21 protein-coding genes and 1 pseudogene are annotated in these 21,274 nt (G+C 61.9%); 19 read left to right on the top strand and 3 right to left on the bottom strand.

The window, feature by feature from the left end; genetic code table 11:
* The first annotated feature begins 212 nt into the window (after positions 1-212).
* The 9 genes from argS (at position 213) to KSS97_RS03080 (ending at position 10,904) form a co-directional block, all read left to right on the top strand.
* Positions 213-1,949 carry an arginine--tRNA ligase gene (gene argS / locus KSS97_RS03120; protein ID WP_217861070.1) on the top strand — a complete coding sequence of 579 codons (1,737 nt, stop codon included), beginning with the start codon at positions 213-215 and terminating at the stop codon, positions 1,947-1,949.
* A 1-nt stretch (position 1,950) separates the two neighbouring features.
* Positions 1,951-2,655: an SPOR domain-containing protein gene (locus KSS97_RS03115; protein ID WP_030140998.1), complete on the top strand. Its 705-nt coding sequence runs from the start codon at positions 1,951-1,953 to the stop codon at positions 2,653-2,655.
* Positions 2,656-2,932: 277 nt separating this feature from the next.
* Positions 2,933-3,463 carry an ATP-dependent protease subunit HslV gene (gene hslV, locus KSS97_RS03110; protein ID WP_003186641.1) on the top strand — a complete coding sequence of 177 codons (531 nt, stop codon included), beginning with the start codon at positions 2,933-2,935 and terminating at the stop codon, positions 3,461-3,463.
* 43 nt (positions 3,464-3,506) lie between these two features.
* Entirely contained in the window at positions 3,507-4,844 is a 1,338-nt protein-coding gene (gene hslU / locus KSS97_RS03105) for an ATP-dependent protease ATPase subunit HslU (RefSeq protein WP_217861069.1), read from the top strand.
* Positions 4,845-5,025: 181 nt separating this feature from the next.
* Complete coding sequence (locus KSS97_RS03100; RefSeq protein ID WP_030141000.1) at positions 5,026-5,403, top strand: gamma-butyrobetaine hydroxylase family protein; 378 nt, start codon at positions 5,026-5,028, stop codon at positions 5,401-5,403.
* Positions 5,404-5,679: 276 nt separating this feature from the next.
* The gene (gene phaC, locus KSS97_RS03095; RefSeq protein ID WP_217861068.1) at positions 5,680-7,359 is read left to right on the top strand and encodes a class II poly(R)-hydroxyalkanoic acid synthase; all 1,680 of its coding nucleotides are present in this window, start codon (positions 5,680-5,682) and stop codon (positions 7,357-7,359) included.
* Positions 7,360-7,571: 212 nt separating this feature from the next.
* Positions 7,572-8,429: a poly(3-hydroxyalkanoate) depolymerase gene (gene phaZ / locus KSS97_RS03090; RefSeq protein ID WP_030141002.1), complete on the top strand. Its 858-nt coding sequence runs from the start codon at positions 7,572-7,574 to the stop codon at positions 8,427-8,429.
* 111 nt (positions 8,430-8,540) lie between these two features.
* Positions 8,541-10,223 (top strand): class II poly(R)-hydroxyalkanoic acid synthase, encoded by a 1,683-nt coding sequence (phaC, locus tag KSS97_RS03085; protein ID WP_217861067.1) that lies wholly within the window; start codon positions 8,541-8,543, stop codon positions 10,221-10,223.
* A gap of 60 nt (positions 10,224-10,283) precedes the next feature.
* Positions 10,284-10,904 carry a TetR/AcrR family transcriptional regulator gene (locus KSS97_RS03080; protein ID WP_198797403.1) on the top strand — a complete coding sequence of 207 codons (621 nt, stop codon included), beginning with the start codon at positions 10,284-10,286 and terminating at the stop codon, positions 10,902-10,904.
* A 194-nt stretch (positions 10,905-11,098) separates the two neighbouring features.
* Here KSS97_RS03080 and KSS97_RS03075 read toward each other — a convergent pair whose 3' ends face one another.
* The 3 genes from KSS97_RS03075 to KSS97_RS03065 form a co-directional block, all read right to left on the bottom strand.
* A complete protein-coding gene (locus tag KSS97_RS03075; RefSeq protein ID WP_198797402.1) occupies positions 11,099-12,028 on the bottom strand; it encodes a phasin family protein in 930 nt (309 codons plus the stop codon).
* Between the two features lie 10 nt (positions 12,029-12,038).
* Complete coding sequence (locus KSS97_RS03070) at positions 12,039-12,461, bottom strand: phasin family protein (RefSeq protein ID WP_217861066.1); 423 nt, start codon at positions 12,459-12,461, stop codon at positions 12,039-12,041.
* A gap of 264 nt (positions 12,462-12,725) precedes the next feature.
* Positions 12,726-13,001, bottom strand: a complete 276-nt coding sequence (locus KSS97_RS03065; protein ID WP_030139120.1) for a polyhydroxyalkanoic acid system family protein — start codon at positions 12,999-13,001, stop codon at positions 12,726-12,728.
* Positions 13,002-13,155: 154 nt separating this feature from the next.
* On the opposite strand from KSS97_RS03065, the gene ubiE reads away from it, so the two are divergent.
* The 10 genes and pseudogenes from ubiE (at position 13,156) to KSS97_RS03015 (ending at position 21,258) form a co-directional block, all read left to right on the top strand.
* Complete coding sequence (gene ubiE / locus KSS97_RS03060; protein ID WP_024779926.1) at positions 13,156-13,926, top strand: bifunctional demethylmenaquinone methyltransferase/2-methoxy-6-polyprenyl-1,4-benzoquinol methylase UbiE; 771 nt, start codon at positions 13,156-13,158, stop codon at positions 13,924-13,926.
* Positions 13,926-14,550 (top strand): annotated as a pseudogene (locus tag KSS97_RS03055) (ubiquinone biosynthesis accessory factor UbiJ). The gene ubiE and the pseudogene KSS97_RS03055 overlap by 1 nt, the downstream one beginning before the upstream one ends.
* Complete coding sequence (ubiB, locus tag KSS97_RS03050) at positions 14,547-16,151, top strand: ubiquinone biosynthesis regulatory protein kinase UbiB (protein ID WP_030139119.1); 1,605 nt, start codon at positions 14,547-14,549, stop codon at positions 16,149-16,151. Before KSS97_RS03055 ends, ubiB begins: the two are co-directional and overlap by 4 nt.
* 129 nt (positions 16,152-16,280) lie before the next feature.
* A complete protein-coding gene (hisI, locus tag KSS97_RS03045) occupies positions 16,281-16,679 on the top strand; it encodes a phosphoribosyl-AMP cyclohydrolase (protein WP_181290774.1) in 399 nt (132 codons plus the stop codon).
* A complete protein-coding gene (locus KSS97_RS03040; RefSeq protein WP_017126935.1) occupies positions 16,672-17,004 on the top strand; it encodes a phosphoribosyl-ATP diphosphatase in 333 nt (110 codons plus the stop codon). Before hisI ends, KSS97_RS03040 begins: the two co-directional genes overlap by 8 nt.
* A 24-nt stretch (positions 17,005-17,028) precedes the next feature.
* A complete protein-coding gene (locus tag KSS97_RS03035) occupies positions 17,029-17,316 on the top strand; it encodes a twin-arginine translocase TatA/TatE family subunit (RefSeq protein WP_030139117.1) in 288 nt (95 codons plus the stop codon).
* Between the two features lie 10 nt (positions 17,317-17,326).
* Positions 17,327-17,740, top strand: coding sequence for a Sec-independent protein translocase protein TatB (tatB, locus tag KSS97_RS03030; RefSeq protein WP_198797399.1), 414 nt, complete (start codon positions 17,327-17,329; stop codon positions 17,738-17,740).
* Positions 17,737-18,534: a twin-arginine translocase subunit TatC gene (tatC, locus tag KSS97_RS03025; RefSeq protein WP_030139115.1), complete on the top strand. Its 798-nt coding sequence runs from the start codon at positions 17,737-17,739 to the stop codon at positions 18,532-18,534. The genes tatB and tatC overlap by 4 nt, the downstream gene beginning before the upstream one ends.
* Positions 18,531-19,238, top strand: coding sequence for a 16S rRNA (uracil(1498)-N(3))-methyltransferase (locus KSS97_RS03020; RefSeq protein ID WP_030139114.1), 708 nt, complete (start codon positions 18,531-18,533; stop codon positions 19,236-19,238). Before tatC ends, KSS97_RS03020 begins: the two co-directional genes overlap by 4 nt.
* 115 nt (positions 19,239-19,353) lie before the next feature.
* Positions 19,354-21,258, top strand: coding sequence for a methyl-accepting chemotaxis protein (locus KSS97_RS03015; RefSeq protein WP_217861065.1), 1,905 nt, complete (start codon positions 19,354-19,356; stop codon positions 21,256-21,258).
* Positions 21,259-21,274: the final 16 nt, after the last annotated feature.

Here is a 21,274-nt window from a genome sequence, read left to right as displayed (position 1 = left end):
GGTCAGCTTGCATGAATATTGAATGCCAGACCGCTATCGCGAGCAAGCTCGCTCCCACAGGGGATCGCGTACATCCGGGCCACCCAGAATAATCACCACACACCCCCAACCAACCCGCTACAGTTGGCAAGCTCGCCCGCGCCACGGATAATGCCCAGTTTTTCCACCAGCGCATCGAAGCGCCGCCGCGCCTGCGGTTGAAAGAGAAGACCATGAAAGACACCATTCGCCAGCTCATCCAGCAAGCCATCACCCAACTCGTCGCTGAAGGTGTGCTGCCAGAAGGCCTGTCGCCGGCGATTCAGGTCGAGAACACCCGCGACAAGACCCACGGCGACTTCGCCAGCAACATCGCGATGATGCTCGCCAAGCCGGCTGGCATGAAGCCTCGCGATCTGGCGGAAAAAATCATCGCCGCGCTGCCGGCCGACGAAAACGTCAGCAAGGCTGACATCGCCGGCCCCGGGTTCATCAACTTCTTCCAGAACACCCAGGCCCTGGCCTCGCGCCTCGACGCGGCCTTGGCCGACGCGCGCCTCGGCGTGCGCAAGGCCGGCCCGTTGCAGCGTACCGTGGTCGACCTCTCGGCCCCCAACCTCGCCAAGGAAATGCACGTCGGCCACCTGCGCTCGACCATCATTGGCGACGGCGTGGCCCGCGTGCTGGAGTTTCTCGGCGACACCGTGATCCGCCAGAACCACGTCGGTGACTGGGGCACCCAGTTCGGCATGCTGATGGCCTACCTGCAGGAAAACCCCATCACCAGCGACGAGCTGTCGGACCTGGAAAATTTCTACCGCGCCGCCAAGCAACGTTTCGACGAGTCGCCCGAATTCGCCGACCGCGCCCGCGGCCTGGTGGTCAAGCTGCAAGCCGGCGACACCGAGTGCCTGGCGCTGTGGACCAAGTTCAAGGACATCTCCCTGTCCCACTGCCAGAAAATCTACGAGCTGCTGAACGTCAAGCTGACCATGGCCGACGTGATGGGCGAAAGCGCCTACAACGATGACCTGGTCAACGTGGTCAACGACCTCCGCGCCAAGGGCATGCTGGTGGAAAGCAACGGCGCCCAGTGCGTGTTCCTCGACCAGTTCAAGACCGCCGATGGCGAGCCGCTGCCGGTGATCATCGTCAAGGCCGATGGCGGCTACCTCTACGCCACCACCGACCTGGCGGCCGTGCGCTACCGCAACCGTGTGTTCAAGGCTGATCGGGTGCTGTATTTCGTCGACCAGCGCCAGGCCCTGCACTTCCAGCAGGTGTTCGAAGTGGCCCGGCTGGCCGGCTTCGTGACCCACCCGATGGAAATGGAACACATGGGCTTCGGTACCATGAACGGCGCTGATGGCCGTCCGTTCAAGACCCGCGACGGTGGCACCGTAAAACTGATTGACCTGCTGACCGAAGCCCAGGACCGCGCCTACAGCCTGGTCAAGGGCAAGAACCCGGACCTGGCCGAAGACGAGCTGCGCAACATCGCCAAGGTCGTCGGTATCGACGCGGTGAAGTACGCCGACTTGTCGAAGCACCGCACCAGCGACTACAGCTTCAACTTCGACCTGATGCTCAACTTCGAAGGCAACACCGCGCCGTACCTGCTGTATGCCTACACCCGAGTGGCGGGGGTGTTCCGCAAGCTCGGCAAGGACTTCGACGAAGTGGAAGGCCAGATCGTCCTCGAGGCCGCCCACGAGCAGGAATTGGCAGCCAGGCTCGCTCAGTTCGGTGAAGTACTGAACAACGTCGCCGACAAGGGCACGCCGCATACCTTGTGCGCGTACCTGTACGACGTCGCCGGCCTGTTCTCCAGCTTCTACGAAAACTGTCCGATCCTCAGCGCCGAGACACCGGCACAGATGCAGAGCCGCCTGCGCCTCGCCGCACTGACCGGACGCACGCTCAAGCAAGGCCTGGAACTGCTGGGCCTGGAAACGCTGGAGCGCATGTAAGTTGGCCGCCAAGAAAAAACCCGCCCCCAAACGCGGCGCCAGTCGTTACCAGCCCCCGGCGAAAAAGCCGATCCCGGGCTGGTTGTGGATGGCCATCGGCCTGACGGTCGGCGCTTTCATTGTCTTCTTGATGAAGCTGGAGCCGGGCCAGGGCGATGACGTCAAGCGCGTCCGGCAAGAGCAGCAGAAAGCCACGCGGATCGCCGAGGCCAACAAGACGCCGCCGAGCCCGACGCAGCCAGTGAAGCCGAAGTACGACTTCTATACCTTGCTGCCGGAATCGGAAGTCATCGTGCCGCCTGACGCCGTGCCGGAGAAAACCCTGCCGACGCCGCAAGTGCCCCAGGTGCCGACCACACCAGTGACCCCGGCCGAAGCGGCAAAGATCGACACCGCCCGCGCCCAGGCGGCCTTGGCCGGCATCACGCCGCCACCCGCGCCGCCTGTGCAGAAAGCAGCGCCAGTGACGAAGTTCTTCCTGCAGGCCGGTTCGTTCCGCAAGGAAGCTGACGCCGACAAGGTGCGAGCGCAGATCATCCTGCTGGGCCAATCGGTGTCGGTGGAATCCGGGACGGTGAAGGACGAGACCTGGTATCGGGTGCTGGTCGGACCGTTCAGCAATCGGGAAGAGTTGACCAAGGCCCAGAAACAACTGGCCGGCAGCGGGTTTAGCAACCTGTTGTTACAACAACGCCAAAGCCGCTGAAGGCAGGCGACCGCGATCCTGTGGCGAGGGGATTTATCCCCGCTGGGTCGCGCAGCGACCCCAACAGCAGTGGACCTGGTGAGTCTGATGCACCGCGTTCTCTGATTTTAGGGCTGCTTCGCAGCCCAGCGGGGATAAATCCCCTCGCCACAGGGTCGCGGAACAATCACAGCGCACCACTCATCCCCTCCCCCACCCCACAGTTGAAAAAACCCACGCCACCCCCAATATGAGTTCCATCCGGGCATTTTCGCCCCGCTGCGTGGAGACTCTTCCCTTGACCACCATCGTTTCAGTCCGCCGTCACGGCAAAGTCGTCATGGGCGGCGACGGCCAGGTTTCACTGGGCAACACCGTGATGAAAGGCAACGCGAAGAAAGTCCGCCGCCTGTACCACGGCCAGGTCATCGCCGGTTTCGCCGGGGCAACCGCCGACGCCTTCACCCTGTTCGAGCGTTTCGAAGGCCAGCTTGAGAAACACCAGGGCCATTTGGTTCGTGCCGCCGTCGAACTGGCGAAGGAATGGCGTACCGACCGCTCCCTGAGCCGCCTCGAAGCCATGCTCGCAGTCGCCAACAAGGACGCCTCGCTGATCATCACCGGCAACGGTGACGTCGTTGAGCCCGAAGACGGCCTGATCGCCATGGGCTCCGGTGGCGCCTACGCCCAGGCCGCCGCCAGCGCCCTGCTGAAGAAAACCGATCTGTCGGCCCGCGAAATCGTCGAGACAGCCCTGGGCATTGCCGGCGACATCTGCGTCTTCACCAACCACACCCAGACCATTGAGGAGCAGGACCTCGCGGAGTAAGCCCGTCCAGGCCCAGACTCCCGCTTGAGGACCGCCAAATACTATGTCCATGACTCCCCGCGAAATCGTCCACGAACTCAATCGCCATATCATCGGCCAGGACGATGCCAAGCGCGCCGTCGCCATTGCCCTGCGTAACCGCTGGCGCCGTATGCAGTTGCCTGAAGAACTGCGCGTCGAAGTGACGCCCAAGAACATCCTGATGATCGGCCCGACCGGTGTCGGCAAGACCGAGATTGCCCGTCGCCTGGCCAAGCTCGCCAACGCGCCGTTCATCAAGGTCGAAGCCACCAAGTTCACCGAAGTCGGCTATGTGGGCCGCGACGTCGAGTCGATCATTCGTGATCTCGCCGACGCCGCCATCAAGCTGCTGCGCGAACAGGAAATCACCAAGGTTCGCCATCGCGCCGAAGACGCCGCCGAGGAACGCATCCTCGATGCGCTCCTGCCGCCAGCGCGCATGGGTTTCAACGCGGACTCCGCCGCGACCCAGGATTCCAACACCCGCCAACTGTTCCGCAAGCGCCTGCGTGAAGGTCAGTTGGACGACAAGGAAATCGAGATCGAAGTGGCCGAGATGGCTGGCGTCGACATTTCCGCGCCGCCGGGCATGGAAGAAATGACCAACCAGTTGCAGAGCCTGTTCGCCAACATGGGCAAGGGCAAGAAGAAAAACCGCAAGCTCAAGGTCAAGGAAGCCCTGAAGCTGGTGCGCGATGAAGAGGCGAGTCGCCTGGTCAACGAAGAAGAGTTGAAGGCCAGGGCGCTGGAGGCGGTCGAGCAACATGGCATCGTGTTCATCGACGAGATCGACAAGGTTGCCAAGCGCGGCAATGTCGGTGGCGCCGATGTGTCTCGCGAAGGCGTTCAACGCGACCTGCTGCCGCTGATCGAAGGCTGCACCGTCAACACCAAGCTGGGCATGGTCAAGACCGACCATATCCTGTTCATCGCTTCCGGCGCGTTCCACCTGAGCAAGCCAAGCGACTTGGTGCCGGAGCTGCAAGGCCGCCTGCCGATCCGTGTCGAGCTCAAGGCGCTGTCGCCGGAAGATTTCGAACGCATCCTGAGCGAGCCCCATGCGTCGCTGACCGAGCAATACTGCGCGCTGCTCAAGACCGAAGGCCTGAACATCGAGTTCACGCCCGAAGGCATCAAGCGCCTGGCGCAGATCGCCTGGCAGGTCAACGAGAAGACCGAAAACATCGGTGCCCGTCGCCTGCATACCCTGCTTGAGCGCCTGCTGGAGGAAGTCTCGTTCAGTGCCGGCGACCTGGCCAGCGCCCACGACGAAGCGCCGATCCGCATCGACGCCGAGTACGTCAACAGCCACCTGGGCGAACTGGCGGAGAACGAAGACCTGTCGCGGTATATCCTGTAAACGACACCCAGTGTGAGCGAGCTCTTGTGGCGAGGGGATTTATCCCCGCTGGGCTGCGAAGCAGCCCTAAAGCCTGCCACCGTGGTGTATTAAGTTGATGTGATCAGCTTTTCAGGGGGCTGCTATGCAGCCCAACGGGGATAAATCCCCTCGCCACAGGCCTCACGAGACTGACGATCCCATGACCAAATTCCCCACCGCCATCAATCTGCACAAAGCCTCCAAGACCCTGACGCTCAAATACGCGCCAGACGAGGAGTACCACCTGCCTGCGGAATTCCTGCGGGTACACTCGCCCTCCGCCGAGGTCCAGGGCCACGGCAAGCCCATCCTGCAATACGGCAAGCTCGGCGTCGGCCTGACCAAGGTTGAACCCGCCGGCCAGTACGCACTGAAATTGACCTTCGACGACGGCCATGACAGCGGATTGTTCACCTGGGACTACCTGTACCAGTTGGCGGTACGCCAGGAAGACCTGTGGAACGATTATCTCGCCGAACTCAAGGCCGCCGGAAAAACCCGCGACCCGAACGAGTCCGTCGTCAAGCTGATGCTCTAGCTCAAGGGCTGGCGCTTTAGGGCGAATTTTCTAGACTCATCTGCTTGAATGCCCGCGCAGCAACGTCAATGACTGGCCTGCTTGCGAAAAAAATTAAACTCGGGTAACCAATGGAGCTGGCAAGTTCCCTGCAAAGGAACCGGCGAGTTCCTGGCACACGTTTCCTCATTGCCCTCGATGCGGAATTTATGGTCACCCGAGCAGCGTACCTGGTATTGCCTTGCGGCTTCACGGCACGGTCCCGGTACTCGTCTGAAGGACAATGGAGCGTCGTAGATGAGCAACAAGAACAACGATGAGTTGAAGTACCAAGCCTCGGAAAACACCCTCGGCTTGAATCCCGTCGTCGGCTTGCGCAGGAAAGACCTGCTGGCCTCTGCCCGGATGGTGCTGACCCAGACCATCAAACAACCGCTGCACAGCGTCAAGCACGTGGCGCACTTCGGCGCCGAACTCAGGAAAGTCCTGTTCGGCAAATCGGAGTTGCAGCCTTCCAGCGATGATCGACGCTTTGCCGATCCGGCCTGGAGCCAGAACCCGCTCTATCGACGTTATCTGCAAACCTACCTGGCGTGGCGCAAGGAGCTGCACGACTGGATCGACGACAGCAGCCTCTCGCCCCAGGACATCAGTCGTGGGCATTTCGTGATCAACCTGATGACCGAAGCCATGGCGCCGACCAACTCGGCGGCCAACCCGGCGGCGGTCAAGCGCTTCTTCGAAACCGGTGGCAAGAGCCTGCTCGATGGCCTGTCCCACCTGGCCAAGGACCTGGTGCACAACGGCGGGATGCCGAGCCAAGTGGACATGGGCGCATTCGAAGTCGGCAAGAGCCTGGGCGTGACGGAAGGCGCCGTGGTCTTTCGCAACGATGTGCTGGAATTGATCCAGTACCGCCCCATCACCGAACAAGTGCATGAGCGACCGCTGCTGGTGGTCCCGCCGCAGATCAACAAGTTCTACGTATTCGACCTGAGCCCGGACAAGAGCCTGGCGCGCTTCTGCCTGCGCAGCAATGTGCAGACGTTCATCGTCAGTTGGCGCAACCCCACCAAGGCGCAACGCGAATGGGGCCTGTCGACCTATATCGACGCGCTCAAGGAAGCGGTGGACGTGGTCACGGCCATCACCGGCAGCAAGGACGTCAATATGTTGGGCGCCTGCTCGGGTGGCATTACCTGCACCGCGCTGCTCGGCCATTACGCCGCGCTGGGCGAGAAGAAGGTCAATGCCCTGACGTTGCTGGTGAGCGTGCTGGACACCACCCTGGACACCGACGTGGCCCTGTTCGTCGATGAACAGACCCTGGAAGCGGCCAAGCGCCATTCCTACCAGGCCGGCGTGCTGGAAGGCCGCGACATGGCCAAGGTCTTCGCCTGGATGCGTCCCAATGACCTGATCTGGAATTACTGGGTCAACAATTACCTGCTGGGCAACGAACCACCGGTATTCGACATCCTGTTCTGGAACAACGACACGACGCGGCTGCCGGCGGCGTTCCATGGCGACCTCATCGAGATGTTCAAGAACAACCCGCTGACCCGGCCCAACGCGCTGGAAGTGTGCGGCACGCCGATCGATCTCAAGCAGGTGACTGCCGACATCTTTTCCCTGGCCGGTACCAACGACCACATCACGCCGTGGAAATCCTGCTACAAGTCGGCGCAGTTGTTTGGCGGCAAGGTGGAGTTCGTGCTGTCGAGCAGCGGGCACATCCAGAGCATCCTCAACCCGCCAGGCAACCCCAAGTCGCGCTACATGACCAGCGAGGACATGCCGGCCAAGGCCGAGGACTGGATGGAGAACTCCACCAAGCACACCGACTCCTGGTGGCTGCACTGGCAGGCCTGGCAGGCCGAGCGCTCGGGCAAGCTGAAAAAGGCACCGACTGTGCTGGGCAACAAGACCTACGTGGCCGGTGAAGCGGCGCCGGGTACGTATGTGCATGAGCGGTGACTGATACAACTGGTCTGGTATTGGGAAGGGATGCTCACGAAAGCGCCCAGGCAGCCGACATCAACAGTGGATGCAAGGCCGTCTTCGCGAGCAAGCCCGCTCCCACAGGGACCCGCATTTCAACGTGGGAGCGGGCTTGCTCGCGAAGGCTGCGACTCGGTCTCACAGACCGAACACTGGTAACCCGAGACATGACCCACAGGGCTTGAAGCATGCCGCAACCGTACATCTTCCGTACCGTCGATCTGGATGGCCAGACCTTGCGCACCGCGGTACGTCCCGGCAAGCCTCACTTGACGCCGCTGCTGATCTTCAATGGCATCGGCGCCAACCTGGAACTGGTGTTTCCGTTCATCGAGGCCCTGGACCCGGACCTGGAAGTGATTGCCTTCGACGTGCCCGGGGTCGGTGGTTCGTCGACACCGAACCGGCCCTATCGCTTTCCTGGCCTGGCCAAGCTCACCGCGCGGATGCTTGATTACCTGGACTATGGCCAGGTGAACGTGATCGGCGTGTCCTGGGGCGGCGCCCTGGCACAGCAGTTTGCCCATGACTATCCCGAGCGCTGCAAGAAGCTGGTATTGGCGGCGACCGCCGCCGGTGCGGTGATGGTGCCGGGCAAGCCGAAGGTGCTGTGGATGATGGCCAGCCCCCGGCGCTACGTGCAGCCGTCCCATGTGATGCGGATCGCCCCGCTGATCTATGGCGGCTCGTTCCGCCGCGACCCTAGCCTGGCGGCCCGCCACGCCGCCAAGGTACGTTCGGCGGGCAAGCTCGGTTATTACTGGCAACTCTTCGCGGGACTTGGCTGGACCAGCATCCATTGGCTGCACAAGATCCACCAGCCGACCCTGATCCTGGCCGGTGACGACGACCCGCTGATCCCCTTGATCAACATGCGCATGCTGGCGTGGCGCATCCCCAATTCGCAACTGCATATCATCGATGACGGCCATCTGTTCCTGATTACGCGGGCCGAGGCCGTGGCACCGATCATCATGAAATTTCTGGAGGAAGAACGTCAGCGCGCGGTCATGCATCCGCATCCCGCGCCGCTGGGTGGCGGCTGACACCCTCATTAGCGCCTGGCAGGACGCCGGATCACGCAACTACCCGAAACAGCGACTATGTTGTCTGGTTCGGTGTGTTTGTTTTTAGCTTGATGACGAAGGAGTTGACTCATGCGCGACAGACCGGCGAAGGGTTCCATGCCCGCCCCTGCCAGTTTCATCAATGCTCAAAGCGCGGTCACCGGCTTGCGGGGCAGCGACCTGCTTTCCACCCTGCGCAACGTTGCCGCCCATGGCTTGCGCAACCCGGTGCACAGCGTGCGGCACGCGTTGCGCCTGGGCAGTCAACTGGGCCGAGTGTTGCTGGGCGAAACCCTGCACCCCACCAACCCCGAAGACAAGCGCTTCGCCGATCCCACGTGGCAGCTCAATCCGTTCTATCGTCGTAGCTTGCAGGCGTACCTGAGCTGGCAAAAACAGGTCAAGAGCTGGATCGACGAAAGTGACATGAGCCCGGATGATCGTGCCCGCGCGCATTTCACTTTTTCCTTGCTCAACGACGCCGTATCGCCTTCCAACACGTTGCTCAACCCTCTGGCGATCAAGGAGCTGTTCAACTCTGGCGGCACCAGCCTGATCCGCGGACTCAGCCACCTGGTGGACGACCTGTTGCACAACGACGGCCTGCCCCGGCAGGTCACGCCCCAGGCCTTCGAAGTCGGCAAGAACCTCGCAACCACCCCCGGCGCGGTGGTGTTTCGCAATGAGTTGCTGGAGCTGATCCAGTACAAGCCAATGAGCGAAAAGCAGTACGCAAGGCCGCTGCTGATCGTGCCGCCGCAGATCAACAAGTTCTATATTTTCGACCTCAGCCCGTCCAACAGCTTCGTCCAATACGCGCTGAAAAATGGTTTGCAAGTGTTCATCATCAGTTGGCGCAACCCCGATGTGCGCCATCGCGAATGGGGCCTGTCCAGCTATGTCGAAGCAACGGAAGAAGCCATGAACGTCTGCCGGGCAATCACCGGCGCGCGTGAAGTCAACCTGATGGGCGCCTGCGCCGGCGGCATGACCATCGCCGCGCTGCAAGGCCACCTGCAAGCCAAGCGTCAATTGCGCCGGGTCGCCAGCGCCACGTACCTGGTGAGCCTGCTGGACAGCGAAATCGAAAGCCCGGCCACGCTGTTCATCGACGAACAGACCCTCGAGGCCGCCAAGCGCCGCTCCTACCAGAAGGGCATTCTCGACGGCCGCGACATGGCTCGCGTATTCGCCTGGATGCGCCCCAACGACTTGATCTGGACCTACTTCGTCAACAATTACCTGCTGGGCAAGGAGCCGCCGGCGTTCGACATCCTCTACTGGAACAACGACTGCACCCGGCTTCCGGCGGCCTATCACGGCGACCTGCTGGACTTTTTCAAGCACAACCCGCTGACCCACGCGGGCGGCCTGGAGGTATGCGGCACGCCGATCGACCTGCAAAAAGTCACGGTGGACAGCTTCAGCGTGGCCGGCATCAACGATCACATCACGCCCTGGGACGCGGTCTATCGTTCGACGCTGCTGCTGGGAGGTGATCGACGCTTCGTCTTGTCCAACAGCGGCCATGTCCAGAGCATCCTCAATCCGCCAGGCAACCCCAAGGCCAACTACATCGAGAATCCGAAGCTGAGCGGCGACCCACGGGCCTGGTATTACGACGCCAAGCACATCGAGGGCAGTTGGTGGACCCAATGGCTGGGCTGGATCCAGGAGCGCTCCGGTGCCCAGCACGAAACCCGGATGGACCTGGGTAACGCCAACTACCCGCCCCTGGAAGCGGCGCCTGGAAACTACGTGCGAGTCCGCTGAACACCCTATCCCACGGCCACGCTGTTGGCCGTGGAACAACTCCATCACCAAGAAGACCGGATGAAAACCCGCGACCGTATCCTCGAATGTGCCCTGCAGTTGTTCAACGAAAAGGGCGAACCGAACGTTTCCACCCTGGAAATCGCCAATGAAATGGGGATCAGCCCTGGCAATCTCTACTACCACTTCCATGGCAAGGAGCCGCTGATCCTCGGGTTGTTCGAGCGATTCCAGGCCGAGCTGGCACCATTGCTGGACCCGCCTGCCGATGCGCAATTGGCGCCGGAGGACTATTGGTTGTTCTTGCACTTGATCGTCGAACGCCTGGCCCAATACCGGTTCTTGTTCCAGGACCTGTCGAACCTGGCCGGGCGCCTGCCGAAACTGGCCAAGGGTATCCGACAGTTGCTCAACGCCCTGAAGCGGACCCTGGCCTCATTGCTGGCGCAGCTCAAGGCCCAAGGGTTATTGGTCAGCGACACCCAGGCGTTGGGGCAACTGGTGGAGCAGATCACCATGACCCTGTTGTTCTCGCTGGATTATCAAAGAATCCTGGATCGCGAAGGCGACGTTCGCCTGGTGGTCTACCAGATCATGATGCTGGTGGCGCCGCACCTGCCGCCAGCGATCAAGGTCGCGACCGAGCAGATGGCGTTGCGGTATCTGGAAGAGCACGAATAACGAACTGCAGTGGCAGCCCCCATTGTGGGAGCGAGCTTGCTCGCGATGACTGCGGCACATTCAACGACAATGTGTCCTGATACACCGCCATCGCGAGCAAGCTCGCTCCCACAAGTTGAACCTGCAGTGCATCCAAATGCACACGCATAAAAAAGCCCGGCCTCAACAGGCCGGGCGTTTTTTAGTCCTGGAGATCAGGACTGGGTGGGTGGCGTCGATGGGGTCGGCGCAGGTGTTGGCGTGGCAACCGGGGCCGGAGCCGAGGCGGAGTTCGCCGCGCTCACCGGAGGTGTTGCCGGTTTGGTGGTGGCGGTTGGCGCCTTGGGTGCGGCTGCTTTGGGTGCGGCCGGTTTTTTCACGGCAGGCTTTTTCGCTGCGGCAGGTTTTGCGGCGGGTTTGGCTGCTGCTTTCGCCGCTGGTTTGGCCGGCGCTTTTGCCGCTGGCTTGGCTGCCGGCTTGGCGGTGGCAGGTTTGGCGGCCGCGGTTTTGGCCGCAGGCTTAGCGGCGGGTTTGGCTGCTGCCTTGGCCGCTACTGGTTTGGCCGCTGCCTTCGCTGCCGGTTTCGCCGCTGCGGTTTTGGCCGCGGGCTTGGCGGCGGCTTTCGCTGCCGGTTTGGCCGCAGCCTTGACCAGTGGCTTGGCTGCCGTCTTCGCCGCAGGCTTGGCCGCCGCCGTCTTGGTGGCTGTAGCCTTGGTCGCGACTGGCGTGACTTTCGCGCCGGTGAGTTTTTCGATCTGCTTGGTCAGGGTGTCGACCTTGTTGTGCAGTTCCTTGACTTCATTGCGGCTCGGCACGCCCAGGCGGGAAATCGCGCTGTTCAGGCGCTTGTCGAAAGCCCCCTCCAGCTCGTCCCACTTGCCCATCGCCCGATCCTTCACGCCGCCGATTCTCGACTTGGCGGACTCGGCAGAGACCGCAGCCGCATCGACTTGTTTGCCGATCGCCGTCTTGGTGAGTTTTTCGGCTTTCTCGCCGTCCTTAACCAGGGACTCGAAGAGTTTGCTGCCGTCAGTGTCGATCTTCGAGTACACGCCTAAACCAGCAAGCCAGATTTTGCGGGAGTACTTTTCAATCTTCCCGGCCCACGAGCTGCCTTCTTTTTCGGTGATTTTTTTGCCAGCCATCCCGTTCTCCTTAATGTTTACGCGCGACACGTTCGAGCAATGCCGTCAGCTCATCGAGCTTAGCAGAGAGTGCCTCAACGTCATGTTTAGACGGAATGCCGATACGATTCAAGGCACTTGCAACACGCGCGTCGAATACCTTCTCGACTTTATCGAGTTGTACTTCAACCCGAGCCTTGAACGTATTCACGTCGGTCTTGGCTTCGATCAGCTCGCTGTTAGCCGCTTCAAGTTTTCCGGCAATTTTCTTTTTGCCTTTGGTTTCAATAACTTCGCCAGCTTTTACCAACTCCTGGAAGTACTCGCTGCCTTCCTGGCCGACCTTCGTGTAGGCGCCCAGGCCCGCCAGCCAGATCTTGCGCGCGTACGTTTTCACATCGCTGAGCGTGGAAGATTCAACGTCGGTTTTTTTCTTCAGGATAATTTTGGCCATGGTGCACCTCACTCGAAAAAAGGTTTGAGGAACTGCCCGCACACGGTCGGGCTCAGGCACAAAGTAGTGACAATAATTAGAAAGGGCACCCTAACAACTGACACAAACCTGAGGGCGATGACTTCCCCTGTGGGAGCGAGCTTGCTCGCGATGGCGGAGAGTCAGCCAACCTTGATGTGACTGAAACAATGCAATCGCGAGCAAGCTCGCTCCCACAGGGGTGAGTGGTGAACTTTAATTTTGCAATCGCACTCTTCCAATCAATCAAGCCAACGCCTTATCCAGCGCCTTTTCGATTTCACCTTTGATCGTGCCGCTCATGGCCGACATCAACATGCCCAACTCCACATCGACGCGAATCGAATCCTCGCCCACATGCACTTCGCCCTTGACCCCGGAACGCTTGAGCTTGAGCGTGTCGCCTTCCCAAGTAGGCTCCAGGCCATAGCTGCTGGACAATTTTGCGGCCAACTTGTCAGCCTTTTCACGGGCCGCTTCCTTGCCCAGGCCATGGGCACGTTCAACAGTAATACGGGCCATCTGATAACTCCTGCTTGATCGAGACTTGCCTGAACGTTCAGACCCTGCCTGCGTCAAAACGTCCGGGCGATGGTCCATCTTACCTGCAGCCTTGCCAAGACAAAGCCCTCCACCGGGATTAGAATGTCCCGCATTCTTTTTTGGTGACCGCGATATGACTGATCAGCGCAAAGGCAGCGATGCCGAACCCACCACACACTTCGGCTTCAAGAACGTGCCGGAAAGCCAGAAGGCGGAAAAAGTCGCCGAGGTTTTCCACTCGGTGGCCGCCAAGTACGACTTGATGAACGACCTGCTTTCGGGCGGCATGCATCGCCTCTGGAAGCGTTTCGCGATCGAACTGTCAGGCGTGCGCAGCGGCAACCGGGTGCTGGACATCGCCGGCGGCACGGGCGACCTGACCAAGAAGTTTTCCCACATCGTCGGCCCGACCGGCCACGTGGTGCTCGCCGACATCAACGAATCGATGCTCAAGGTCGGCCGCGATCGCCTGCTGGACCTGGGCGTGGCCGGCAACGTCGAGTTCGTCCAGGCCGATGCCGAAAAGCTGCCGTTCCCGGATAACCACTTCGACTGCGTGACCATCGCCTTCGGCCTGCGTAACGTCACCCACAAGGAAGACGCCCTGCGCTCGATGCTGCGTGTGCTCAAGCCCGGTGGCCGGCTGCTGGTGCTGGAATTCTCCAAGCCGACCAATGCGCTGATGTCCAAGGCCTATGACGCCTACTCGTTCGCCTTCATGCCGCTGATGGGCAAGCTGATCACCAACGACGCGGAAAGCTATCGCTACCTGGCCGAATCGATCCGCATGCACCCCGACCAGGAAACCCTGAAGTCCATGATGGTCGAGGCCGGTTTCGACCGGGTGACCTACCACAACATGACTTCAGGCATCGTCGCCCTGCACCGCGGTATCAAGCCCTGATGCTGCTCACCGGCCTGCTCGCCAGCGTCGAACTCGGGATCAACCGGGTCCTGCGCCTGGACAGTACGGCGCCGATGCGCCTGGCGCACTTGAGTGGCAAGGTGATCGCCGTCGACTGCCGCAGCCCGGCGTTGCAGCTGTTTATCCTGCCCAGCGATGAGGGGCTGATGCTCGCCGCCCACTGGGAGGCCGAGGCTGACTGTACGCTGCGCGCCCCGGCGTCGAGCCTGCTTGAACTGGCGCTGAGCAAGAACAAGACCGCGGTGCTGCATGGCCCGGACGTCGAGCTCGACGGCGACAGCGGCGTGCTGCTGGAGCTGGCGGCGATCCTCCAGGACCTTGAGCTGGACTGGGAATACGAAGTGTCCCGCTGGATCGGCCCGGTGGCGACTCAGTTGCTCAGCGGCCACCTGCGCAGCCGCAGCCGCTGGTACCGCCAGGGCTTCGCCAGCCTGGGACAGAATCTGAGTGAATACCTGGCCGAAGAATCGCGTACCCTCGTGGGGCAGCGCGAAGCACAGGCCCGTTTTGATGAACTGGACCAGGTCAAGCTCGACCTGGAACGTCTCGAGGCGCGTTTCGAGCGCCTTTCCCGAACCCTTGAATCCAAGCGATAACGCATGAAGCTGCTTGCCGTCCGCCGTCTGTTGCGCATCCAGCGCGTCGTGATCCGTTACCGCCTCGATGACCTGCTGTTCGCCTTGCCGCTGCCCTGGTTTCTCCTGGCGCTGCGCTTCGTGTTGCCGTGGCGCTGGTTCCCCCGGCGAACCCTGGACCTGAGTCGCGGCGCTCGCCTGCGCCTGGCCTTGCAGGACCTGGGGCCGATCTTCATCAAGTTCGGGCAGATCCTTTCGACCCGCCGCGACCTGTTGCCCGAAGACATCGCCGATGAGTTGATGCTGCTGCAAGACCGCGTGCCGCCGTTCGACTCGAAGTTGTCGGTCGCGCTGATCGAAGCGCAACTGGGCAAGAAGATCAGCGAAGTCTTCAGCCGCTTCGATGTCGAGCCCCTGGCCTCGGCGTCGGTCGCCCAGGTGCACGCCGCCCAGCTCAAGACAGGCGAAGAGGTCGTGGTGAAGGTGATTCGCCCGGGTCTGAAACCGGTCATCGCCCAGGACCTGGCCTGGCTGTTCATCCTGGCCCGCGCCGCCGAGCGGGTGTCCGCCGACGCGCGCCTGCTGCACCCGGTAGACGTGGTCCAGGACTACGAGAAAACCATCTTCGACGAGCTTGATCTGCTGCGCGAGGCCGCCAACGCCAGCCAGCTGCGCCGCAACTTCGAAGGCTCGCCGCTGCTCTACGTACCGCAAGTCTATTGGGACTGGTGCCGGCCGAAAGTGCTGGTGATGGAGCGCATCTACGGCATCCAGGTCACCGACCTGGCGACCCTCGCCGACCAGCGCACCGACATGAAACTGCTGGCCGAGCGCGGCGTGGAAATCTTCTTCACCCAGGTGTTCCGCGACAGCTTCTTCCACGCCGACATGCACCCGGGCAACATCTTCGTCAGCACCGTGCAGCCGTGGAGCCCGCAATACATCGCGATCGACTGCGGCATCGTCGGCAGCCTCACCCCCGAGGACCAGGATTACCTGGCGCGCAACCTGTTCGCCTTCTTCAAGCGAGACTACCGTCGCGTCGCCCAACTGCACATCGATTCGGGTTGGGTGCCGGCCGAGACCAAGCTCAACGAATTCGAAGCGGCAATCCGCACCGTGTGCGAACCGATCTTCGAAAAACCGTTAAAGGATATTTCCTTCGGCCAGGTGCTGATGCGCCTGTTCCAGACCGCACGACGCTTCAACATGGAAGTCCAGCCGCAGTTGGTGCTGCTGCAGAAAACCCTGCTGAACATCGAAGGCCTCGGCCGCCAGCTCTACCCTGACCTGGATTTGTGGAACACCGCCCAACCGTTCCTCGAACGCTGGATGCGCGAGCGGATGAGTCCGAAAGCCTTGCTGGGCAACGTCCAGAGCCAGTTCGAACAGCTTCCCCACCTGGCCAACATGACCCGTGACCTGCTCGAACGCATGTCCCAACCCCACGCCAACGACCCGGCGCCGCCGTGGCACCGACGCAAGGATGACTGGTTCCTGCGATTGCTCGGCGCAGCCCACCTGGGCGGAGGCGCCGTGCTGGCCGCCGGCGGTCCGTTAAGCCAGTTGGGCCATTGGCCCGCCGGCATCATGGTGGCCGTTGGTTTGTATCTGGTCGTTCGTCGATAGCACGAAGCAGCTGCAAGCGATAAGCTGCAAGCCGCAAGTTCATGGGTGAACTATCAACGCAAGCACCACACAGAATCGCTTTTACTTGCAGCTTGAAGCTTAAAGCTTGCCGCTGCCCCAGGACCCAAGATGAAAAACTGGCAGGACGAGATCAAGTGGGACGCTGACGGCCTGGTGCCGGCCATCGCCCAGGATCACAAGACCGGGCGCGTGTTGATGATGGCCTGGATGAACCGCGAAGCGCTGGCCCTGACCGCCGCCGAGAACCGCGCCATCTACTGGTCACGTTCCCGTGGCAAGCTGTGGCGCAAAGGTGAAGAATCCGGGCATGTGCAGCACCTGCATGAGATGCGCCTGGATTGCGACGGCGACGTCATCATCCTGATGGTCGAGCAGGTCGGCGAAATCGCCTGCCATACCGGCCGTCAAAGCTGCTTCTATCGCGTCTTCGAGAACGGCGACTGGAAAACCGTCGACCCGGTGCTCAAGGACCCGCATGCCATTTATTCAGGACACTCCCATGACTGACACCTTGACCCGCCTGGCCCAGGTGCTGGAAGAACGCAAGGGCGCCGCGGCCGACAGTTCCTATGTCGCCAGCCTGTACCACAAGGGCTTGAACAAGATTCTGGAAAAGGTCGGCGAAGAGTCGGTCGAGACCATCATCGCCGCCAAGGACGCCGCCATCAGCGGCGACTGCAGCGACGTGATCTACGAGACCGCCGACCTATGGTTCCACAGCCTGGTCATGCTGGCCCAACTGGGGCAGCATCCGCAGGCCGTACTGGATGAACTGGACCGTCGCTTCGGTCTGTCCGGGCACGTCGAGAAAGCCTCGCGCCCGTCCGCCTGATCAATTTTTGAGAGGAGTAGCCACATGGGTATCTTTGACTGGAAACACTGGATCGTCATTCTGGTGGTCGTGGTGCTGGTATTCGGCACCAAGAAACTGAAAAACCTCGGCACCGATGTCGGCGAGTCGATCAAGGGCTTCCGCAAGGCCATGAACGATGACGAAAAACCGGCCGACCCGGCGACCTCCCAGGCTCAACCCGTGCAGCCGGCCCAACCGGTACACCCGCAGGCCACCCAGCCGGTGAATGCGCCGAACACCATCGACGTGCAGGCCCAGAAAGTCGAAGAGCCAACCCGCAAAGACTCGTGAGCACTGACTAATGTTTGGGATCAGCTTCACTGAACTGCTGCTCGTCGGCCTCGTCGCCCTGCTGGTGCTGGGCCCCGAGCGCCTGCCGGGCGCTGCGCGTACCGCCGGTCTGTGGATCGGGCGCCTGAAGCGCAGCTTCAACGCGATCAAACAGGAAGTTGAACGTGAAATCGGTGCCGACGACATCCGTCGGCAACTGCACAACGAACACATCCTGTCCCTGGAGCAGGAAGCGCGGAAAATCTTCACGCCGACCCAGCAGGAGCCTACGCCGGTCCAGCCCGTAGCCGAGCCGACGATTGCGCCTCAGGCACCGACTGTCGAAGCGGCGCCAGCAGTGGCCGAACCCGCGAAGCCGGTCGATCCGGCTCCTGCGACCACACCGACTCCCCACGATCCCACTTTGCCGCCGCGAGCCCCATGAGCGATATCCCTGAAAACGACCAGCCAATGCCGCTGGTATCGCACCTCACCGAGTTGCGCACCCGCCTGCTGCGTTGCGTCGCGGCGGTTTTCATTATCTTCGCCGGGCTATTCTCCTTCACCCAGCAGATCTACACCTTCGTCTCCACGCCGCTGCGCGAATACCTGCCAGCGGGCGCGACGATGATCGCCACCGACGTGTCATCGCCGTTCCTGACGCCGCTGAAGCTGACGATGATGGTCTCGCTGTTCCTGGCGATCCCGGTGATCCTGCACCAGATCTGGGGCTTCATCGCACCGGGCCTGTACAAGCATGAAAAACGCATCGCCGTGCCGCTGCTGGTGTCGAGCATCCTGCTGTTCTATACCGGCATGGCCTTCGCCTATTTCCTGGTGTTCCCGCTGATCTTCAAGTTCTTCGCCGCCGCCACCCCGGCGGGCGTGGAGATGATGACCGACATCACCAGCTACCTGGATTTCGTCATGACGCTGTTCTTCGCCTTCGGCGTGGCGTTCGAGATTCCTGTAGCAGTGGTGCTGCTGGTGTGGATCGGCGTGGTCGATGTCGCCTATCTGAAGAAAATCCGCCCGTACGTGATCATCGGCTGCTTCGTGGTCGGCATGATCCTCACGCCGCCGGACATTTTCTCCCAGACCTTGCTGGCCGTGCCGATGTGGCTGCTGTTCGAAATCGGTATCCTGTTCGGTGGCCTGGTGCGCAAGCGCCGGGAAGATGAACCCGAGGACCAGCCGGTCGATGACCACAACGACCAGCCGCCAGCGACCCAAGCGTGAACCTGCTGCTGCTCGAAGAGGCCGATTTCATCGGGCCTGACCGCGTCGTCCTGAGCGATCGCCGGTTGACGCACATGCAGGAAGTCCACCGCAGCGCCGTCGGCGACAGCCTGCGGGTCGGGCGCATCGGCGGCTTGATGGGCACGGCCCAGGTGCTGCGCCTGGAAACTCGCGAAGCCGAACTGCAAGTGACCCTGGACCAGCCGCCACCGGCCAAGTTGCCCTTGACCCTGGTGCTGGCACTGCCGCGTCCGAAGATGCTCAGGCGCGTGTTCCAGACCGTGGCGACCATGGGCGTGCCGCGCGTGGTGCTGGTGAACAGTTATCGGGTGGAAAAAAGTTTTTGGCAGACGCCGTTCCTGGAGCCCGAGGCGATTCGTGAACAACTGATCCTGGGGCTGGAGCAGGCCCGGGACAGCGTGCTGCCGGAAATCGTCATCGAGAAGCGCTTCAAACCCTTCGTCGAGGATCGCCTGCCCGCCATCGCCGAGGGCACCCTCGGGCTGGTCGGCCACCCCGGCAACCACCCGCCCTGCCCCCGGGCACTGACCGAACCGGTGACCCTGGCAATCGGCCCCGAAGGCGGTTGGATTCCCTATGAGATCGACTTGCTGGGCAAGGCCGGCTTGCAGCCGGTGCAGCTTGGTGAGCGGATCCTGCGGGTCGAGACCGCGGTGACGGCGTTGCTTGCGCGGCTATTCTGATCCTGATCGTTTGCAAGGGTATTCCAAACGCATCTAACGCATTTCTCCTGTCCTCCCACATCGCGCCGATACAACTATCATAAAAAGCAGTTCCGCCCTTCAAGGGAGTACCGGCATGTTCCGATGGCTAGGTAACGTAGGCGTTAATCGCAAACTCGGCTTCGGTTTCGGCTTGGTACTGCTCTTGACCGTAATGATCGCTTTCACCGGTTGGACCGGCCTGAGCAAGGTAGTTGCTCGCGGCGACACGCTGGGACTCATCGCCAGCCTGAACGACCTGACCAAGGACCTGCGCTCCGCGCGCATGGATTATGACGCGACCCGTGGCGAAAAAGGCCCAGGTGACCTCAACGATCTCCTCGGTAAATTGGAGCCTGGGCTACAGAGCGCCCGCCAATCGATCGAGGAGCCGGCCGATGTAGCGATCATCGATAAGCAGTTGGCGGCTGTCGCCGAGTACAAGACTGTCGTCGCCGATTTGATCCGCGCCACCGCCAGTCGCGAGGATGCCCGCAGCAAACTGGGCGCCAGCGCCGATAACGCAGTGGCCCATGTCGCCGACGTTGAAAACGCCATGCTGCAAGGCGATAGCGTTCCACGACTCGGCGGTGTGTCGAGCCTGGCGAAAGCACTCCAGCAGGCCCGCTATCAGGTTCGCGGCTACACCTACAGTGGCCAGGCCAGCGCCGAGCAACCCGCGCTGGATGCCATCGATAACGCGATGAAAGCCCTCGACAGTCTTGCACCGCAACTGGCCGATGAACACGCTGCCAAGCTGCAGCAGGCCAGCGCATCGTTCAAGGCTTATCGTGCAGCGGTCGGCCAGTTCCATGACGCCCAGACTGCCAACGCAGCTGCCATCAAGCGCATGTCGGACCTGGGGGTCGTGCTACGCGAGGCCAGCAGGAATCTCACCGCGTCCCAGACGATGGTGCGCAACCATGAAGCGGCCCAGGCCGATACTCTCCTGGTCTCGGCCGCTGCGCTGGCCCTCCTGTTCGGCGTGATCGCAGCCCTGATAATCACCCGACAGATCGTCGACCCGCTGGGCCAGACCCTCAAGGTGGCCGAACACGTGGCCGCAGGCGACCTGACCCACAACCTTACCTCCGAGCGCCGCGACGAACTGGGCCAGCTACAGCGTGCCATGCAAGGCATGACCGTGGGCCTGCGGCAATTGATCGGCGGCATCAGCGAAGGCGTTACGCAGATTGCCAGTGCCGCCGAGCAGCTCTCGGCCGTCACCGAGCAGACTAGCGCCGGAGTCAGCAGGCAGAAAGTGGAGACCGACCAGGTCGCCACCGCCATGCATGAAATGACGGCCACCGTGCAGGAAGTGGCGCGTAATGCCGAGGAAGCCTCCGAGGCCTCCCTCGCCGCCGACCAGCAGGCCCGCGAGGGCGACCAAGTGGTGGGCGAAGCCATCGCCCAGATCGAACGCCTGTCCAGGGAAGTGAGCAACTCTACCGAAGCGATGGGCCAGCTCCAGCGCGAAAGCGACAAGATCGGCAGCGTCCTCGACGTCATCAAGTCCGTCGCCCAACAAACCAACCTGCTGGCCCTCAACGCGGCCATCGAAGCGGCCCGTGCCGGTGAAGCCGGCCGTGGTTTCGCCGTGGTGGCCGATGAAGTCCGCAGCCTCGCCCAGCGCACCCAGAAATCCACCGAGGAAATCGAAGAGTTGATTGCCGGCCTGCAGACGGGCACCGAAAAGGTCGCGAGCAGCCTGGGCAGCAGCCGCGGCCTGACCGATAGCAGTGTCGAACTGACCCGCCGCGCCGGCGGTTCCCTGGAGAACATCACCCGCACCGTCTCGGCGATCCAGGCAATGAACCAACAGATCGCCGCCGCAGCCGAGCAACAGAGCGCCGTGGCCGAGGAGATCAACCGCAGCGTGCTGAACGTCCGCGATGTATCCGAGCAGGCCTCCGCCGCCAGCGAAGAGACCGCAGCCTCCAGCGCCGAGTTGGCACGGCTGGGGGTTCATTTGCAAACGCTGGTAGGACGCTTCAAGGTCTGACCAGAACGGCCGGCAT

Source organism: Pseudomonas alvandae (assembly GCF_019141525.1).
Taxonomy (GTDB): Bacteria; Pseudomonadota; Gammaproteobacteria; order Pseudomonadales; family Pseudomonadaceae; genus Aquipseudomonas; species Aquipseudomonas alvandae.
Note: the sequence above shows the minus strand (reverse complement) of the source record. Positions and strands in the feature narration are given on the sequence as shown.

What these genes read in the sequence shown, in the direction of transcription:
- hslU (WP_217861069.1), top strand. Translation starts at nt 3,507, where the DNA reads ATGTCCATGACTCCCCGCGAAATCGTCCACGAACTCAATCGCCATATC.
- tatC (WP_030139115.1), top strand. Translation starts at nt 17,737, where the DNA reads ATGAGCGATATCCCTGAAAACGACCAGCCAATGCCGCTGGTATCGCAC.
- argS (WP_217861070.1), top strand. Translation starts at nt 213, where the DNA reads ATGAAAGACACCATTCGCCAGCTCATCCAGCAAGCCATCACCCAACTC.
- ubiE (WP_024779926.1), top strand. Translation starts at nt 13,156, where the DNA reads ATGACTGATCAGCGCAAAGGCAGCGATGCCGAACCCACCACACACTTC.
- phaC (WP_217861068.1), top strand. Translation starts at nt 5,680, where the DNA reads ATGAGCAACAAGAACAACGATGAGTTGAAGTACCAAGCCTCGGAAAAC.
- phaZ (WP_030141002.1), top strand. Translation starts at nt 7,572, where the DNA reads ATGCCGCAACCGTACATCTTCCGTACCGTCGATCTGGATGGCCAGACC.
- phaC (WP_217861067.1), top strand. Translation starts at nt 8,541, where the DNA reads ATGCGCGACAGACCGGCGAAGGGTTCCATGCCCGCCCCTGCCAGTTTC.
- KSS97_RS03075 (WP_198797402.1), bottom strand. Translation starts at nt 12,028, where the DNA reads ATGGCTGGCAAAAAAATCACCGAAAAAGAAGGCAGCTCGTGGGCCGGG.
- KSS97_RS03015 (WP_217861065.1), top strand. Translation starts at nt 19,354, where the DNA reads ATGTTCCGATGGCTAGGTAACGTAGGCGTTAATCGCAAACTCGGCTTC.
- ubiB (WP_030139119.1), top strand. Translation starts at nt 14,547, where the DNA reads ATGAAGCTGCTTGCCGTCCGCCGTCTGTTGCGCATCCAGCGCGTCGTG.
- hisI (WP_181290774.1), top strand. Translation starts at nt 16,281, where the DNA reads ATGAAAAACTGGCAGGACGAGATCAAGTGGGACGCTGACGGCCTGGTG.
- KSS97_RS03080 (WP_198797403.1), top strand. Translation starts at nt 10,284, where the DNA reads ATGAAAACCCGCGACCGTATCCTCGAATGTGCCCTGCAGTTGTTCAAC.
- tatB (WP_198797399.1), top strand. Translation starts at nt 17,327, where the DNA reads ATGTTTGGGATCAGCTTCACTGAACTGCTGCTCGTCGGCCTCGTCGCC.
- KSS97_RS03035 (WP_030139117.1), top strand. Translation starts at nt 17,029, where the DNA reads ATGGGTATCTTTGACTGGAAACACTGGATCGTCATTCTGGTGGTCGTG.
- KSS97_RS03040 (WP_017126935.1), top strand. Translation starts at nt 16,672, where the DNA reads ATGACTGACACCTTGACCCGCCTGGCCCAGGTGCTGGAAGAACGCAAG.
- KSS97_RS03100 (WP_030141000.1), top strand. Translation starts at nt 5,026, where the DNA reads ATGACCAAATTCCCCACCGCCATCAATCTGCACAAAGCCTCCAAGACC.
- KSS97_RS03070 (WP_217861066.1), bottom strand. Translation starts at nt 12,461, where the DNA reads ATGGCCAAAATTATCCTGAAGAAAAAAACCGACGTTGAATCTTCCACG.
- KSS97_RS03065 (WP_030139120.1), bottom strand. Translation starts at nt 13,001, where the DNA reads ATGGCCCGTATTACTGTTGAACGTGCCCATGGCCTGGGCAAGGAAGCG.